The sequence below is a fragment of the Streptomyces sp. NBC_01450 genome, from assembly GCF_036227505.1.
In the GTDB taxonomy this organism is placed as follows: domain Bacteria; phylum Actinomycetota; class Actinomycetes; order Streptomycetales; family Streptomycetaceae; genus Streptomyces.
Genome location: NZ_CP109480.1, coordinates 10,744,697 through 10,757,878, shown reverse-complemented (window position 1 = coordinate 10,757,878; position 13,182 = coordinate 10,744,697). Strand labels below are relative to the sequence as shown.

At 67.9% G+C, this 13,182-nt stretch carries 12 protein-coding genes and 2 pseudogenes; 6 read left to right on the top strand and 8 right to left on the bottom strand.

Features of this window, described 5'->3' with window-relative positions; genetic code table 11:
- Positions 1 to 150 precede the first annotated feature (150 nt).
- Together OG568_RS48045 and OG568_RS48040 are read left to right on the top strand one after the other, a co-directional pair.
- Positions 151 to 1,407 (top strand): IS256 family transposase, encoded by a 1,257-nt coding sequence (locus OG568_RS48045; protein WP_329536208.1) that lies wholly within the window; start codon positions 151 to 153, stop codon positions 1,405 to 1,407.
- Between the two features lie 73 nt (positions 1,408 to 1,480).
- Positions 1,481 to 1,900 (top strand): DUF5959 family protein, encoded by a 420-nt coding sequence (locus OG568_RS48040; protein ID WP_329536207.1) that lies wholly within the window; start codon positions 1,481 to 1,483, stop codon positions 1,898 to 1,900.
- A 172-nt stretch (positions 1,901 to 2,072) separates the two neighbouring features.
- Here OG568_RS48040 and OG568_RS48035 read toward each other — a convergent pair whose 3' ends face one another.
- The 3 genes from OG568_RS48035 to OG568_RS48025 all read right to left on the bottom strand — a co-directional run bounded on the left by OG568_RS48035 (position 2,073) and on the right by OG568_RS48025 (position 4,460).
- A complete protein-coding gene (locus OG568_RS48035; RefSeq protein ID WP_329536206.1) occupies positions 2,073 to 3,059 on the bottom strand; it encodes an SMP-30/gluconolactonase/LRE family protein in 987 nt (328 codons plus the stop codon).
- An 84-nt stretch (positions 3,060 to 3,143) separates the two neighbouring features.
- Complete coding sequence (locus OG568_RS48030; RefSeq protein ID WP_329536205.1) at positions 3,144 to 3,464, bottom strand: NIPSNAP family protein; 321 nt, start codon at positions 3,462 to 3,464, stop codon at positions 3,144 to 3,146.
- A 30-nt stretch (positions 3,465 to 3,494) separates the two neighbouring features.
- Positions 3,495 to 4,460 carry an NADP-dependent oxidoreductase gene (locus OG568_RS48025; RefSeq protein ID WP_329536650.1) on the bottom strand — a complete coding sequence of 322 codons (966 nt, stop codon included), beginning with the start codon at positions 4,458 to 4,460 and terminating at the stop codon, positions 3,495 to 3,497.
- A 128-nt stretch (positions 4,461 to 4,588) separates the two neighbouring features.
- Between OG568_RS48025 and OG568_RS48020 the strand changes: the two genes are divergently transcribed.
- The gene (locus OG568_RS48020) at positions 4,589 to 5,569 is read left to right on the top strand and encodes a GlxA family transcriptional regulator (RefSeq protein ID WP_329536204.1); all 981 of its coding nucleotides are present in this window, start codon (positions 4,589 to 4,591) and stop codon (positions 5,567 to 5,569) included.
- 140 nt (positions 5,570 to 5,709) lie between these two features.
- Here OG568_RS48020 and OG568_RS48015 read toward each other — a convergent pair whose 3' ends face one another.
- Positions 5,710 to 6,009, bottom strand: coding sequence for a hypothetical protein (locus OG568_RS48015; RefSeq protein ID WP_329536203.1), 300 nt, complete (start codon positions 6,007 to 6,009; stop codon positions 5,710 to 5,712).
- A gap of 402 nt (positions 6,010 to 6,411) precedes the next feature.
- Here OG568_RS48015 and OG568_RS48010 point away from each other — a divergent pair.
- A pseudogene (locus OG568_RS48010) lies at positions 6,412 to 7,872 on the top strand (IS3 family transposase).
- Positions 7,873 to 7,998: 126 nt separating this feature from the next.
- Here the strand turns inward: OG568_RS48010 and OG568_RS61685 are convergent.
- The 3 genes and pseudogenes from OG568_RS61685 to OG568_RS48000 all read right to left on the bottom strand — a co-directional run.
- Positions 7,999 to 8,127, bottom strand: a pseudogene (locus tag OG568_RS61685) (IS630 family transposase); the annotation flags it as partial.
- A gap of 328 nt (positions 8,128 to 8,455) precedes the next feature.
- Positions 8,456 to 9,454, bottom strand: coding sequence for a type I glyceraldehyde-3-phosphate dehydrogenase (gap, locus tag OG568_RS48005; protein ID WP_266590818.1), 999 nt, complete (start codon positions 9,452 to 9,454; stop codon positions 8,456 to 8,458).
- A 110-nt stretch (positions 9,455 to 9,564) separates the two neighbouring features.
- Complete coding sequence (locus OG568_RS48000) at positions 9,565 to 10,521, bottom strand: GlxA family transcriptional regulator (protein ID WP_329536202.1); 957 nt, start codon at positions 10,519 to 10,521, stop codon at positions 9,565 to 9,567.
- 520 nt (positions 10,522 to 11,041) lie between these two features.
- On the opposite strand from OG568_RS48000, the gene OG568_RS47995 reads away from it, so the two are divergent.
- A complete protein-coding gene (locus tag OG568_RS47995) occupies positions 11,042 to 11,287 on the top strand; it encodes an antitoxin MazE7 (RefSeq protein ID WP_266419642.1) in 246 nt (81 codons plus the stop codon).
- A gap of 2 nt (positions 11,288 to 11,289) precedes the next feature.
- Positions 11,290 to 11,667, top strand: a complete 378-nt coding sequence (locus OG568_RS47990; RefSeq protein WP_329536201.1) for a toxin Doc — start codon at positions 11,290 to 11,292, stop codon at positions 11,665 to 11,667.
- A gap of 621 nt (positions 11,668 to 12,288) precedes the next feature.
- Here the strand turns inward: OG568_RS47990 and OG568_RS47985 are convergent.
- Positions 12,289 to 12,732, bottom strand: a complete 444-nt coding sequence (locus tag OG568_RS47985) for a nuclear transport factor 2 family protein (RefSeq protein WP_329536200.1) — start codon at positions 12,730 to 12,732, stop codon at positions 12,289 to 12,291.
- Positions 12,733 to 13,182: the final 450 nt, after the last annotated feature.

The following is a 13,182-nucleotide window of genomic DNA, read 5'->3' as shown; positions in this document are numbered from 1 at the left end:
CGTAGCAGTCACACCCAGGGGTGACACCGCGGAGCAATGCTCAGTACCTGTGGATCACTCCTGACGGAAGGAGGCGTACCTTCCCGATGGATCGATCGATAGGTCATCGAGCAAGGCCGACGTTGCCGCGTCGGTCGGGAAGGCACGCCCGTGCTTACGGCAGTCAACGAGGACGGCACCACGCCAAGCGGCAGTTCGCTGCTGGATGAGATTGTCCGGGAAGGTGCACGGCGGATGCTGGCCGCCGCGCTGGAGGCCGAAGTAAACGCCTACATAGCCGAGTTGGCGGATGAGTGCGACGACAAGGGGCGCCGCCTGGTGGTCCGCAACGGCTATCACCAGCCCCGGAGGGTCACCACCGCGGCCGGCGCGGTCGAGGTGAGGGCGCCGCGGGTGAACGACAAGCGCGTTGACGAAGCCACGGGCGAGCGCAAGCGGTTCTCCTCCGCGATCCTGCCGCCGTGGTGCCGCAAGTCCCCGAAGATCAGCGAGGTGCTGCCGCTGCTCTACCTTCACGGCCTGTCCTCTGGCGACTTCGTACCCGCCCTGGAGCAGTTCCTCGGCTCCTCCGCCGGGCTCTCGGCGGCGACGGTCACCCGGCTGACGACGCAGTGGCAGGCCGACCACGCCGCCTTCATGGACCGCGACCTCGCGGAGGTCGACTACGTCTACGTGTGGGCCGACGGCATCCACCTCAACGTCCGCCTGGAGGAGGCCAAAGCCTGCGTTCTGGTGCTCATCGGGGTCCGCGCCGACGGCTCCAAGGAACTGGTCGCCCTCAAGGACGGCTACCGTGAATCGGGCGAGTCGTGGGCTGACCTGCTGCGGGACTGCGCCCGCCGGGGCATGCGCGCCCCGGTGCTCGCGGTCGGGGACGGCGCCCTGGGCTTTTGGAAGGCGCTGGGCGAGGTGTTCCCCGAAACCCGCGAGCAGAGGTGCTGGGTTCACAAAACGGCCAATGTCCTCGACTCGATGCCGAAGTCCGCGCAGCCGGGCGCGAAGAAGGCCATGCAGGACATCTACAATGCCGAGCACCGCGACCATGCCGAGGCGGCGATCAAGACGTTCGCCCAGCTCTACGGCGCGAAGTTCCCCAAGGCGGTCAAAAAGATCACCGAAGACCAGGATCAGCTGCTGGCGTTCTACGACTTCCCGGCCGAGCACTGGATCCACCTGCGCACCACGAACCCCATTGAGTCGACTTTCTCCACCGTCCGGCTGCGGACCAAGGTCACCCGCGGCGCCGGCTCCCGCACCGCCGCCCTGGCCATGGTCTTCAAACTCATCGAGTCCGCCCAGCAGCGGTGGCGGTCCGTGAATGCGCCCGACCTCGTCGCCCTCGTCCGCGCCGGATCCCGCTTCGAACGCGGACACCTCGTCGAACGCCTCGAAGCCCACGCGGCCTGACACACCTCAGCCGACCCTGTGTCCGTGCCGACGATTAGTTTTCGGCAACATGCGCGAGTCGGGAGGGGCAGTCATGGCTGAGGATCCGATCGATCTGATCCGCCTGGAGGGGGATGGCAATAGCGTCATTCTCCGGGTCACGGGGAAGGAGGAGCGGAAGCGTCCCACCGAGGCCGATGTCCTGGTCGGAGAGTTCGTGGTCGATACGCCCTTCGTCGGTGGCACCCTCAAGACCTGGATCTTCCCCAAGGACCTGCGGCAGTGGCAGCAAGCCCTGGACTCGCTCGACGCGGGCCAGGACATCGCCTGGTGCGAGGGAAAACGCGCTCCGTGGCTGTTCATCGAGCTCGACGAAGACGACGACCGGTGCCAGGTCACGATCAAGGACTATTCCATGTCCCTGACGACGGTGACGGTCACCGTCCCACTGGCCGACGCCTGTTCGACGACGCGTACCGGCGCCTGGACTTGGTCTGGGAGACCTGGCCCATGACCGAAGACTGAACCATGGCCGACGAACGAGTTTGCCAGCCTCAACTGCAGGCGACCGCCGATCACTGCGACAACTGCCGCGCTCGGTCGGCGTGCGGACGGCACGCCGACGCCGCGCCCCGGCGAGGCCGGGGAGCGGCGAAGTGTGAGGCCGTGGCTCCGGCGCTGCACGGTCATCTGCCCTGCAACCCCGCGAGGTTGATCCGGCCACCCTGCAGCTGCGCGTGGTGCGGGGCGGCAAGCGAGGCATCGGTGATGTACAGCTCGTGGCCGCGCACGGCGGTGGCGGTGGGGCTGGCCAGCCCGTCGGCCGCAGTGAGCACGGTGACCTTCGTGCCGTTCGGGTAGACCACGTCCACCTTGTTCTGCGTGTTCAGCGCGGTGAACACAATGTCGGAGCGGGCAGAGAGGAAGTTGAAGTCGTCAATGCCCACCTCGCCACCGGTCACCTGGTGGATGCGGCCCGGCTTCCCGGCAGCGGTCACGGGAACCCGCAGCAGGGTGCTTTTGTTGAAGTTCGTGACCCACACCGCCCCGTTGTGGTAGCGCAGCCCGTTGACGCCTATCGGTATCGAAGCCGTCGGGACCGGCGCGAGAGCCTGGTCGGTCAGCCACGTTCTGGCTTGGCCCCCTGCGACCGGGACGGCCCAGATCGTGCCCTTGTAGCTGTCGGAGACGTAGAGTATGTGTCCGGAAGGGTCGATCGCGAGCCCGTTCGGCAGGCCGTCCGCGGGCAGGCCCGCGAGGCGGCTGGGGTGGCCGCCCGGGGGCAGCCTCCACACTCCTGCGCGCGAGGCGTCCTTGGACCACACGTTGTAGTAGATGGTCCCGTCGCTGCCACGGGTGTTCCCGGTGAAGCCGTCACCGAGGACGCCGGTCACCAGCACAGTCCTGTGCCGCCCGTTGGCGCTCACCCGCACCAGCTCCGGCCGCTTGCCGGCGTAGCTGCCCAGCATCGAGACCGTCAGGGTGCTGTCCGGGTTGACGGTGATGTTCTCCGGTACCTCCCCGGCGGACCAGTCGAACGGGGCCACGGTCTTGACGTCCGTGACGACGGGCTTGGGGTGTTCCCGCCCCGCGGCGGCCGACGCGTAGGGGGCCGACACGAAGACGGCCGCTGCGGCAGCTACGGCCGCAGCGAGGTTGAGTTTCTTGCTCATGGGTTGGGTTCCTTCTCTTCGCTGTTGTGCTGCGCTGCGCTGTGCGGTGCGGTGCGGTGGCGGATGAAGCGGCCGTGAGCCGGGTCATCGCAGGGGTGAGGCCGGGGTGGGGACCACACGGGTGATGACGGACTTCTCGGCGATCAGCAGGTCGTAGACGACCGGACCGATCTCGTTCTTCCACCGGTCGTGCTCGTACACGGCCGCGTACAGGGCCTCGCTCTGGGCCTCGTCCTCGAACCGGCGAATCCACACGTAGCCGTCCTCGCCCTCGGCGTCGACGAAGGAGGCGGTCACGTCCATGCCCAGCGAGGCCTGGAACGGGATGACCACGTCCTCCATGTAGCGCACCCACTCCTCGCGGCGCCCGGGATGCGCCTGGTAGCGGCGGATCTCGTAGTACACGGTGCTGCTCCTGACTGCTTGCAGGGATGATCAGTCGGTCACGGTGAGCACGACCTTGCCGCGGGTGCGGCCGGCCTGGACGTGGGCGTGGGCTGTGCCGACCTGTTCCAGTGGGAAGGTCTCCTCCACCTCGACGGTGACCTCACCGGCGTCGATCAGGCCTGCGATCGTGGTCAGCGCGGGACCGTCCGGCTCGACCAGGTACGCAGTGAGGCGCACGCCGGCTGCCTCGGCGGCTTGGGCCAGGTCCGGGGAGACACCGGACGGTACGGCGACCAGCAGGCCGCCCGGGCGCAGGACCTTCAGCGAGCGGGTGCTGGTCTGGTCGTGGGCGTCGCCCACCAGGTCGATGACGACGTCGACGTCCTTGACGACGTCCTCGAAGCGGGTGGTGGTGTAGTCGATGGTCTCGTCGGCGCCGAGTTCCTTGAGCCAGGGGTGGCGTGCGGCGCTGGCGGTGGCGATCACGTGGGCGCCCAGGTGCCGGGCGAACTGGACCGCGAAGTGGCCCACCCCGCCGGCGGCGGCCGTGATCAGGACGCGCTGGCCGGCCTGGACGTGGGCGGTGTCGACCACGGTCTGCCATGCGGTCAGCGCCGCCAGCGGCACGGCGGCCGCGTGCGCGTGGTCGAGGGTGGCCGGCTTGCGGGCCCACTGGCGGGCCGGGGCGGTCACATACTCGGCGTAGCCGCCGGCGGCGCGCGGGAACCACGGCATGCCGTACACCTCGTCGCCGACCTTCAGGGTGGTGACGCCGAAGCCGACCTCCTCGACGACACCGGACACGTCCCAGCCCAGGATCAGCGGGAGCGTCTGCAGCCCCGCCATGCCCTGGCCCTCGCGGGTCTTCCAGTCCACCGGGTTGATCCCGGCGGCGTGCACCCGTACCAGCACCTCGGTCGGCAGCGGCTCGGGGCGCGCGACCTCCTCGACGGTCAGCACCTCCGCTCCGCCGAACTCGCTGATGGTGACTGCCCGCATCGTGTGCTCACTCATGTTGTCCTCGCTCATGTCCGTCTCACGCTTTCTTTCGCCGGGACCGCGGTCCCGGCACAAGAAACAGTGGCGTGTGCCCGCAGAGGCGGGTGAGTGGCCGGGAGGACATCTGTCGTACCATTCCGGCCATGACGCATCGTGTTGTCGTTCTCGCCCTCGACGGAGTCCTGCCGCTGGACCTGGGCATCCCGGCCCGGGTGTTCAACGAGGCCTGTGAACCGGATGGGACCCCTCTGTACTCCGTCAGCACCTGTTCCCTCGGCGGCCGGCCGGTGCGCACGCACGAGGACTACCGGATCGTCGTCGACCACGACGAGTCGGTGCTGGAGACTGCGGACACCGTCGTTCTCGCCACGCAGGAGCCCAGCGAGCAGCTGCTCGCGACCGGCGCGCTCCCCGAGGAACTCGCCGCGGCGCTGGACCGGATAGGGCCGCAAACCCGCATCGTCAGCCTGTGCACCTCGGCCTTCCTGCTCGCGGCGGCCGGTCTGCTGGACGGTCAGCGGGCCACCACGCACTGGGGGCTGTGTGACGCGCTGGCGCGGCTGTTCCCCGACGTCGAGGTCGATCCGGACGTATTGTTCGTCGACAACGGACGCATCCTGACGTCCGCCGGCGGAGCGGCCGGCATCGACCTGTGCCTGCACCTGGTCCGTCTGGACCACGGGGCGGCGGTTGCCTCGGCCGCCGCGCGGCGCTGCGTCGTGGCGCCGTGGCGCGAGGGCGGGCAGGCGCAGTTCATTGAGCACCCGGTTCCGCAGGACACCGACCGTTCCACTTCGACGACCCGGCAGTGGGCGCTGGACCGGCTGGCCGAGCCGGTCACACTGGAGGACATGGCCCGGCACGCGCACATGAGCGTGCGCACCTTCACCCGGCGGTTCCGCAGTGAGGTGGGCAGCAGCCCGCTGAAGTGGCTGGCGCAGCGGCGGCTGGCGCACGCGCGCCTGCTGCTGGAATCCACCGACCTGACCGTCGCACGGATCGCCACCGCCTCCGGCTTCGGCGACCCCGTCGCCCTGCGCAAGCACTTCCACACGCACCTGGGCCTGTCACCACTGGCCTACCGGCGCGCTCACAGCGCACCGGAGCCGATGACGGCACGGTGACCACCCAGCCGGGTCAGGGCTGACCATGCCCTTGTGCCGTCACGATGGCGAACGCCCCGGCGACCGGCTCGGGTGGAGCCAGGCCGCCGGGGCGGGGTGGCGGCCAGGCGGTACGTGACCACAGAACCGCGGTAAGGCGTTCAAACGAAGAAGAGGCGCTCGAGCTCGTCGCTGCCGGCCGGCCGGGTGTACAGGGTGCGGCCGTCTTGGATGACTTTCTCCAGGTGGGCGTAATCTGCAGGGCCCGGTTGGTGGTGTCGGTCTTGCTGTCGCCGGTGAGCTTGACGGCCTGGTCCAACGCCGCGGCCGCGGTTCAGCACCCGCTCCGCGATCGCCAGTTCATCCCGCTCGGCCTGGACCTCCTGGAGTTGCTTGGCCAACTCATCGGCGAGAGCGTCCAGTTCGCTCCGGCGGGCGGTGATCCACTGCCGCTCCTGCATCCCCCGCGCCCTCCCGCCTTCTCACGGCGTGTCGACCTGCTGACGGATCGTAGGCGGGGGCCGGTCGTGGGCGCAGCCGAACCCTGCATCCCGCCGGAGCCAGACCTGCCCGATGATCTACGCCATGGTCATCGGCCGCCGACCGGCACGAGTACCCAATTCACCATTCACACCAGACCCGTGACCTGCGACTTCACGATGCACACCGCTCAATGAGGCTGGGGCTCGCCACGGGCTTGATCCACAGGTCTTGACTATTGCTCGTGACCGCGGTGGACGCAGGCACAGAGATACTGCTCAACTGATCAGGCAACGGGCTTCCTTCCCTCTCTGTCAAAGTAGATCGAGTCAGGCATACTGGATGATTCATTGAGTCGAGGGCGGAGAAGGAGTAGTGCCCGGGTGGCCAGCACGAATGACCACGGGACCCCTGATCCGCAGGTAGAAGCCCGTTCGACCGGTCCTCGCCGGTATACCGCGGAGTACAAGGCGAGGATCCTCGCGGAGTACGAGACGTTGGACAAGAAGGGCAAGGGCGCTCTGCTGCGGCGGGAGGGCCTGTACTCGTCGCTGATCACGACGTGGCGGCAGCAGCGTGACAAGGGTGCCCTGGACGCGCTCGCCGCGTCGGCCGGACGGCCGAAGGCGGACCCCAGGGACAAGGAGATCGAGAAGCTCAAGGCGGAGAAAGCCCGCCTGGAAGCCGACCTCGCGAAGGCCCGCACCGTCATCGAGGTCCAGGGAAAACTCTCCGCGCTGCTCGACCAGTTCGCCACGGACAGCGCCCCGGCCCGGAACGGCGAGAAGAACCAGTGACCGAAGCCCAGCTCGCGGCCGTGGCGTTCGACACCGCCCGCAACCAGGCCCTTGAAGAGCTCACCGGGCTGGTCGGACGCGTCCAGGCATGCGCCGCTCTCGGCGTGAGCCGTGCCACCTACTACCGCCAACACCGCCGAAGCCCCGCCCCGGCGGGAACGGCGCCGACACGCCCGCGCTCTCACACCCGAGGAGGAGATACGGGTCCTCGACGTGCTCCATTCCCCGGAGTTCGCCGACATGGCGCCCGCCGAGATCTACGCGGTGCTCCTGGACCGGGGTGTCTACCTGTGCTCGGAGTCGACGATGTACCGGCTCCTGCGACGGCACGGCGAGGTCCGTGAACGCCGCCGCCAGGCCGTCCACCCACCCCGGACCGTTCCCGAGCTGGTCGCCGAGGGCCCGAACCGGGTGTGGAGTTGGGACATCACGAAGCTGAAGGGGCCGGTCAAAGGCGTCTACTACTGCCTCTACACGATCATCGACATCTTCAGCCGCTACACGGTCGGCTGGATGATCGCTGCCCACGAGAACAAGGACCTCGCCGAGCGGTTCCTGTCTGAGTCGATCGCCAAGTACGGCATTGAAGCAGGGCAGTTGACGATCCACTCGGACCGCGGATCCCCGATGGTCGCGCAGAACGTTGCCCAGATGATGGCCGGTCTCGGCGTCACCAAGTCGCATTCGCGGCCGAAGACGTCGAACGACAACCCGTACAGCGAGAGCCAGTACAAGACCCTGAAATACCGGCACGACTTTCCCGAGCGTTTCGGATCCCTCGAGGACGCCCGGGCGTGGTGCACTCAGTTCTTCACCTGGTACAACGAGGAGCATCGGCACTCCGGGATCGGCCTGCACACGCCCCACGACGTGCACTTCGGTCTCGCCGAGCAGCTCCGCGAGATGCGTGCCGACGTCCTCCAGGCGGTCTACGCGAAGCACCCCGAACGCTTCGTCCGCAAACCACCCGAGCCTCCCAAGCTCCCCGCAGCGGCATGGATCAACCAGCCGGCACCAGACACCCCGCTGATCCCAGCACAGCGTTAGAACGATCTACCTGCCTTGATCGCTTTGACAGGTTCCGAAGACACACGGGAGACTATTGCGGCCCACGACGACAGCGGAGGCGTCACCTCCGCCTTCAAAATGGAATCCCCCGTACGTCCTCAACCGCGAACCAGAGACGCTGTAGGAGATGTGGAACTTCCGTCCGATCAGCATGCGTACCCTCGCAGGGGTCCACACCTGGTCGCCCGTCCAGCCGTACGCGGCCGGCCGCTCCTCCAGCCAGGCGGTGAGTCTGGCCTGCGGGTCGAGGGCGAGCCAGCCACTGAATCGCGAGATCAGTAAGTTGTCCATGGTGTCGGGAAACCGCGGAGTGATGGCGGTCATGACACCGAATCCAATGGCATGACCGCCGTCATCGCACCCCTTGAACCCAGTCGGCCGGTTGAATCCAGTCGGTCGATTGAATCCAGTCGGCCGGTTGAACCCAGTCGGCCGGTCTTGTCATCGCCCATGGGAACCAGCCTCAAGGCGGTCCGGCACTGTGCAGGCCCGCGTGCGGAGCGCGTCTTGACCGGTCGGGTACCGACGCGCTCCTGTCCCGCGGCAGCCGGACACGCTCCGGTCAGCGCGTGGCGAGTAGCTCGAGCGTGTCGATCACGCGGTTCGAGAAGCCCCACTCGTTGTCGTACCAGGCGACCACCTTCACGTGCCGGCCGTCGACCCGGGTGAGGGCCGAGTCGAAGATCGACGAGGCCGGATTGCCCGTGATGTCGGAGGACACGAGCGGGAAGTCCGAGTACTCGAGGATGCCGGCGAGCGGCCCGTCCGCCGCGGCGCGGTACGCGGTCAGCACGTCGTCGAGCGTCACGTCACGGGCGACGGTCGTGTTGAGCTCGACAATCGAGCCCACCGGAACCGGCACGCGGATCGAGTCGCCCGACAGCTTCCCTGCCAGGTTCGGCAGCACGAGGCCGATCGCCTTGGCCGCGCCCGTCGTGGTCGGCACGATGTTGACGGCGGCAGCTCGGGCGCGACGGGCGTCGCGGTGCGGACCGTCCAGCAGGTTCTGCTCCTGCGTGTAGGCGTGCACCGTCGTCATGAAGCCGTGCTCAATGCCGGCGAGCTCGTCGAGTACCGCGGCCAGCGGTGCGAGCGCGTTGGTCGTGCACGAGGCGTTCGAGACGATCGTGTGCGCGGTCGGGTCGTACGTGTCGCTGTTGACCCCGAAAGCCAGCGTGACATCAGCCCCGTCCGACGGCGCGCTGACCAGCACCTTCTTCGAGCCCGCATCGAGGTGGGCACGGGCGGCCTTGGCCGACGTGAAGCGGCCGGTCGCTTCGAGGACGATGTCGACACCAAGTTCGGCCCACGGCAGCTGCGCCGGTTCACGCTCGGCGAGCACCTTGATGCGACGGCCGTCGACGACGAGGGCGTCCCCGTCGACGGTCACCGGGCGACCGAGCCGGCCGGCCGTCGTGTCGTAGGCGAGCAGTCGCGCGAGGGTAGCGGGCTCCGTGAGGTCGTTGACGGCGACGACCTCGAGGGTGCTGTCGCGTTCGAGCAGTGCGCGCAGCACGTTGCGTCCGATGCGGCCGAATCCGTTGATGGCGATGCGAGTCATAAGTGCTGTCCCTTCGGTTCGCCACCAAGGCTCGCCCGCGGCACTCGCCGGTGACAGTGGCGGGATCGCCACGGTTCAAAAGGATCGCGCCAGGTGCGCCGCTGGCGGGGCTACTCGCCCTGGGCGAAGGTGCGCCGGTACTCGCTCGGCGTGGTGCCGAGGATGCGCTGGAAGTGCAGCCGCAGATTCGCACCGGTGCCGAGACCGACGTCGGCGGCGATCTGCTCGACGCTGCGCTGCGAACGCTCGAGCAGTTCGCGAGCCATGTCGATGCGGGCTCGCATGACCCACTGCATCGGCGTGTACCCGGTCTCCGCCACGAAGCGCCGCGAGAACGTGCGCGGTGAGACCGCTGCCTGCCGCGCCAGTACCTCGAGGGTGAGGGGCTCGTCGAGCCGGTGCAGCGCCCACTCGCGGGTATCCGCGAACCGTTCACCGAGCGGCTCAGGCACGCTGCGCGGCACATACTGCGCCTGACCGCCACTGCGGTAGGGGGCTGCGACCAATCGCCGGGCCGCGTGGTTCGATGCAGCCACCCCGAGGTCGCCGCGCAGAATGTGCAGGCACAGGTCGATGCCCGAGGCGGCGCCGGCCGACGTCAGCACGCTGCCCTCGTCGACGAACAGAACGTTCTCGTCGACCTGAACGAGCGGGTGCCTCGCCACAAGCGCCCGTGCGTAGTGCCAGTGCGTCGTGGCGCGCCTGCCGTCGAGCAGGCCCGTCGCGGCGAGCGCGAAGGCGCCCGTCGAGATGGCGGCGAGCCGCGCGCCCCGGTCGTGGGCAGCGATCAGCGCGGCGACGACGGCCTGCGGCGGATCGTCACGGTCCGGGAACCGATAGCCGGGGATGAAGACGATGTCGGCCCACTCGAGTGCGTCAAGGCCATGGGCGACATGGTACGAAAGGCCGTCGCCGCCGGTCACCAGACCAGGTGCCGCGCCGCACAGCCGCACCTCGTACGGCATGCTCGCGCGCGTTGTGAACACCTGCGCGGGGATTCCGACATCGAGCGGCTTCGCACCCTCGAGCACGAGAACGGCGACGCGACGCAGGCGGGAGGCTGACACGGAGACAGGGTACGCAGAAGTGCGGGCCCGATCAGGGGCAGGGCATCGGCAGCTTCGTTCCCTGCCAGCAGGCGACCGCCCGGCCGCGCCGCACTCCGACTTGCCGGGCCCACTCCGCCCCTCGGCAACCGGATGCGCGCTGCGCGGCTGTCCGGCCGATAGCCGGGATCTGCACGTTCGCCTCTTCGTCCTAGAAGAAGCGCGCGGCCGTCGGCAAGGTGAAGTACGTCGACAGCCTGAAGGTCACCAGCCACGCCCTGCGGGCTGGCCCGAACACCGGCACGAAACAGTGTCAAGGCGCCCCTCGCTGACCAGCGTGGGGCCGACGACTCGGGCGGGAAGTCTCCGTTCCCCGACTCCCACTGCAACCGGCCCGACGACACAGTGGGCGCCGCCGAGACCGACCCGCTGGACGTCGTCCCGATCTTCGGGAGATTCAAGGAGTCCTCGGAAGCCATGTAAGGGCTCAGGCCAGAGGCAGGTGTATGCGTAAACGCATGCACGGGTGCATACTTAGTGCATGCCTGACACCAGCGTACGGATCAGCACCACCACGAGGGATCGTCTCGCTGCCCTCGCGAAGGCCCGCGGCATGAGTCTGGCCGCCTACCTCGACGACCTCTCCCAGCAGGAGGAGCACCAGGCGCTGCTTGGGCGAGCGAGCGCCGCGTTCGACGCCGCGATCGACCGTCCGGGCTTCGTCGATGCCTTCGACAAGGCATTCGGTGGCCTCCCCGCAGCGCCCGCCAGTAGCCGGGCGGCCTGATCTTGGAACTGTTCGTCGATGTCCGGTGGCTCCTCGACCGGCAAGAGCGCGTGCTCGGCAAGGACCTGCAGATCCGCGACTACTCGGCGCTGGTCGCGGCCGTTGCCCGGCACCGGGTGAACACACCGCACCTGGATGTGGGCGAACCGGATGCCTACTGGCGGGCGGCCGCGCTGCTCGACACGCTCGTGCTGCAGCGGCCACTGCCCGCGAGGAACGAGCTGTACGGCTACGGCGTCGCCGTGGCTTACATCGAGGCGTCCGGCGAGACCGTAGCCGCGAGTGAAGAGCAGTGGATCCAGCTCATCGAGGACATCAAGGCCCTGCGTCTGGACACTTTCGACATCGCGGATCGTCTCCGATCCTGGCAGGCCCCGTGATCACCCAGTAGGGCCCGTCCTTTCGGCGGATTCAAGCAAGCGACGAACGCCCCAGGGTCGGGCGAATCATCACCGGGAGAACCGGCGCCGGGTTCGCCATCGGCGTCACATGCGGCTCGTTGACGTACTCCGTCAGCAGCGAGACATGAAGGCGTCGCGCAGTTCCACTCTTCCGCCACGGCATCCGCACGCCAAGCTCTTTCACACCAACTGTTCGGGGTCGCAGGAGGTGATGATGTCGGTGGCATGCCTGGAGAGCACGATTCTGCTCGCGGGTGAGGCGGGAGGCATGGCGGTCGCTGAGGTCGAGCAACCGGCGCACCTGGTTGTCGACGGCCCTGGCGGCGGGAGTAGGCCAAGGTAACTGTTCGCCGCAACGGGTTCATCCGAACAAGCGATGTCGACAGCAGGTCGCCTCTGCTCTGCAAGTTGCCCAATTGCGGTGCAACGCCTTTGAGACGAGCGCCAGTCTCACTGTCGAGTTCGGTGGGTGCGCAGCGGACTGTGGCCTTCGGGGGGCAGGGGACCGAGTAGAGGTTCTTGAGATTGGCTCGGAGCGGGACGCCGGCCGAGTGATCACGCTTCAGACAGGCTCGTTGATGAAAGCGCGAAACTGGGACCTCAGGAAACATCCTTCCGCAACGACGCGATGAGGCGGTCAAGGTCCCCGCGTGCCGTGTACGTACGGATCGGGTCGATGTAGTCGCGTGACTCGATAATCTGACCGTCCCGGACACGCATGACGAAGACGCAGGGCACCTTGGTCATGGAGCCGTCTGGCAACGTGAACTCATAGCCGAACTCGGCAACGATCACTTCAGGATCGGCGGTCTCGTGAACGACGACATCGACGACCCGCCTCTTCGGCAAGGACCCCCGAACTTCCGGCGGCACTGTGAAGTGCTCCTGGAGCGCACGCCTACTCGCCAACGGCTCGGACTCCGGCGCCGCCATCGGATGCCGGACATCGGTGACCTCGCCATACAGGTCAGGTAACTCGTCGAAGTTCCCGTCGGCGACCCCATGAACAAGCCGGAGAAACACCTCGCGCGGACTCAGACTCACAAGACCTCCCCAAGTAATACGTACATGCGGCTCCTGATCATTATCGCGTGATCCAGGCCGGTCTTGCGGACTGTTTCGACCTGCAGCACCCCGCCCGCCTGAGTGACGGCCCCACGGCGTCGCCCTGGACGCGGACATACGGATACGGGCCAGTCTTGGCCAGACGGACCAGTTCAGCCAGCGCTGTGGCGGCGGGCCGGCTGGACAGCCAGTAGTCGGTGGTCCGCGGCGACCTCACGACCGACAACCTGCCGTCCGCTCCGTGACGTTCCCGTCGATGTCAGCCAACGCCCGGTGTGAAGCCGACAGTTCGAGTGATCCCTCGGGGCCGTTTTCTCTCCGGACCGTTTCTTTGGCACCCACCGGCGACAGCGGGACTCACTCTCAGCGGTCACCTACAGCCCACAAACCCAAGCGATCACTACAGCGGCCTCCTCGACCCGCAGCAGA

Coding starts and splice junctions, on each gene's coding strand:
- OG568_RS48040 (WP_329536207.1), top strand. CDS start 1,481: ATGGCTGAGGATCCGATCGATCTGATCCGCCTGGAGGGGGATGGCAAT.
- OG568_RS48035 (WP_329536206.1), bottom strand. CDS start 3,059: ATGAGCAAGAAACTCAACCTCGCTGCGGCCGTAGCTGCCGCAGCGGCC.
- OG568_RS48025 (WP_329536650.1), bottom strand. CDS start 4,460: ATGAGTGAGCACACGATGCGGGCAGTCACCATCAGCGAGTTCGGCGGA.
- OG568_RS48020 (WP_329536204.1), top strand. CDS start 4,589: ATGACGCATCGTGTTGTCGTTCTCGCCCTCGACGGAGTCCTGCCGCTG.
- OG568_RS48015 (WP_329536203.1), bottom strand. CDS start 6,009: ATGCAGGAGCGGCAGTGGATCACCGCCCGCCGGAGCGAACTGGACGCT.
- gap (WP_266590818.1), bottom strand. CDS start 9,454: ATGACTCGCATCGCCATCAACGGATTCGGCCGCATCGGACGCAACGTG.
- OG568_RS47995 (WP_266419642.1), top strand. CDS start 11,042: ATGCCTGACACCAGCGTACGGATCAGCACCACCACGAGGGATCGTCTC.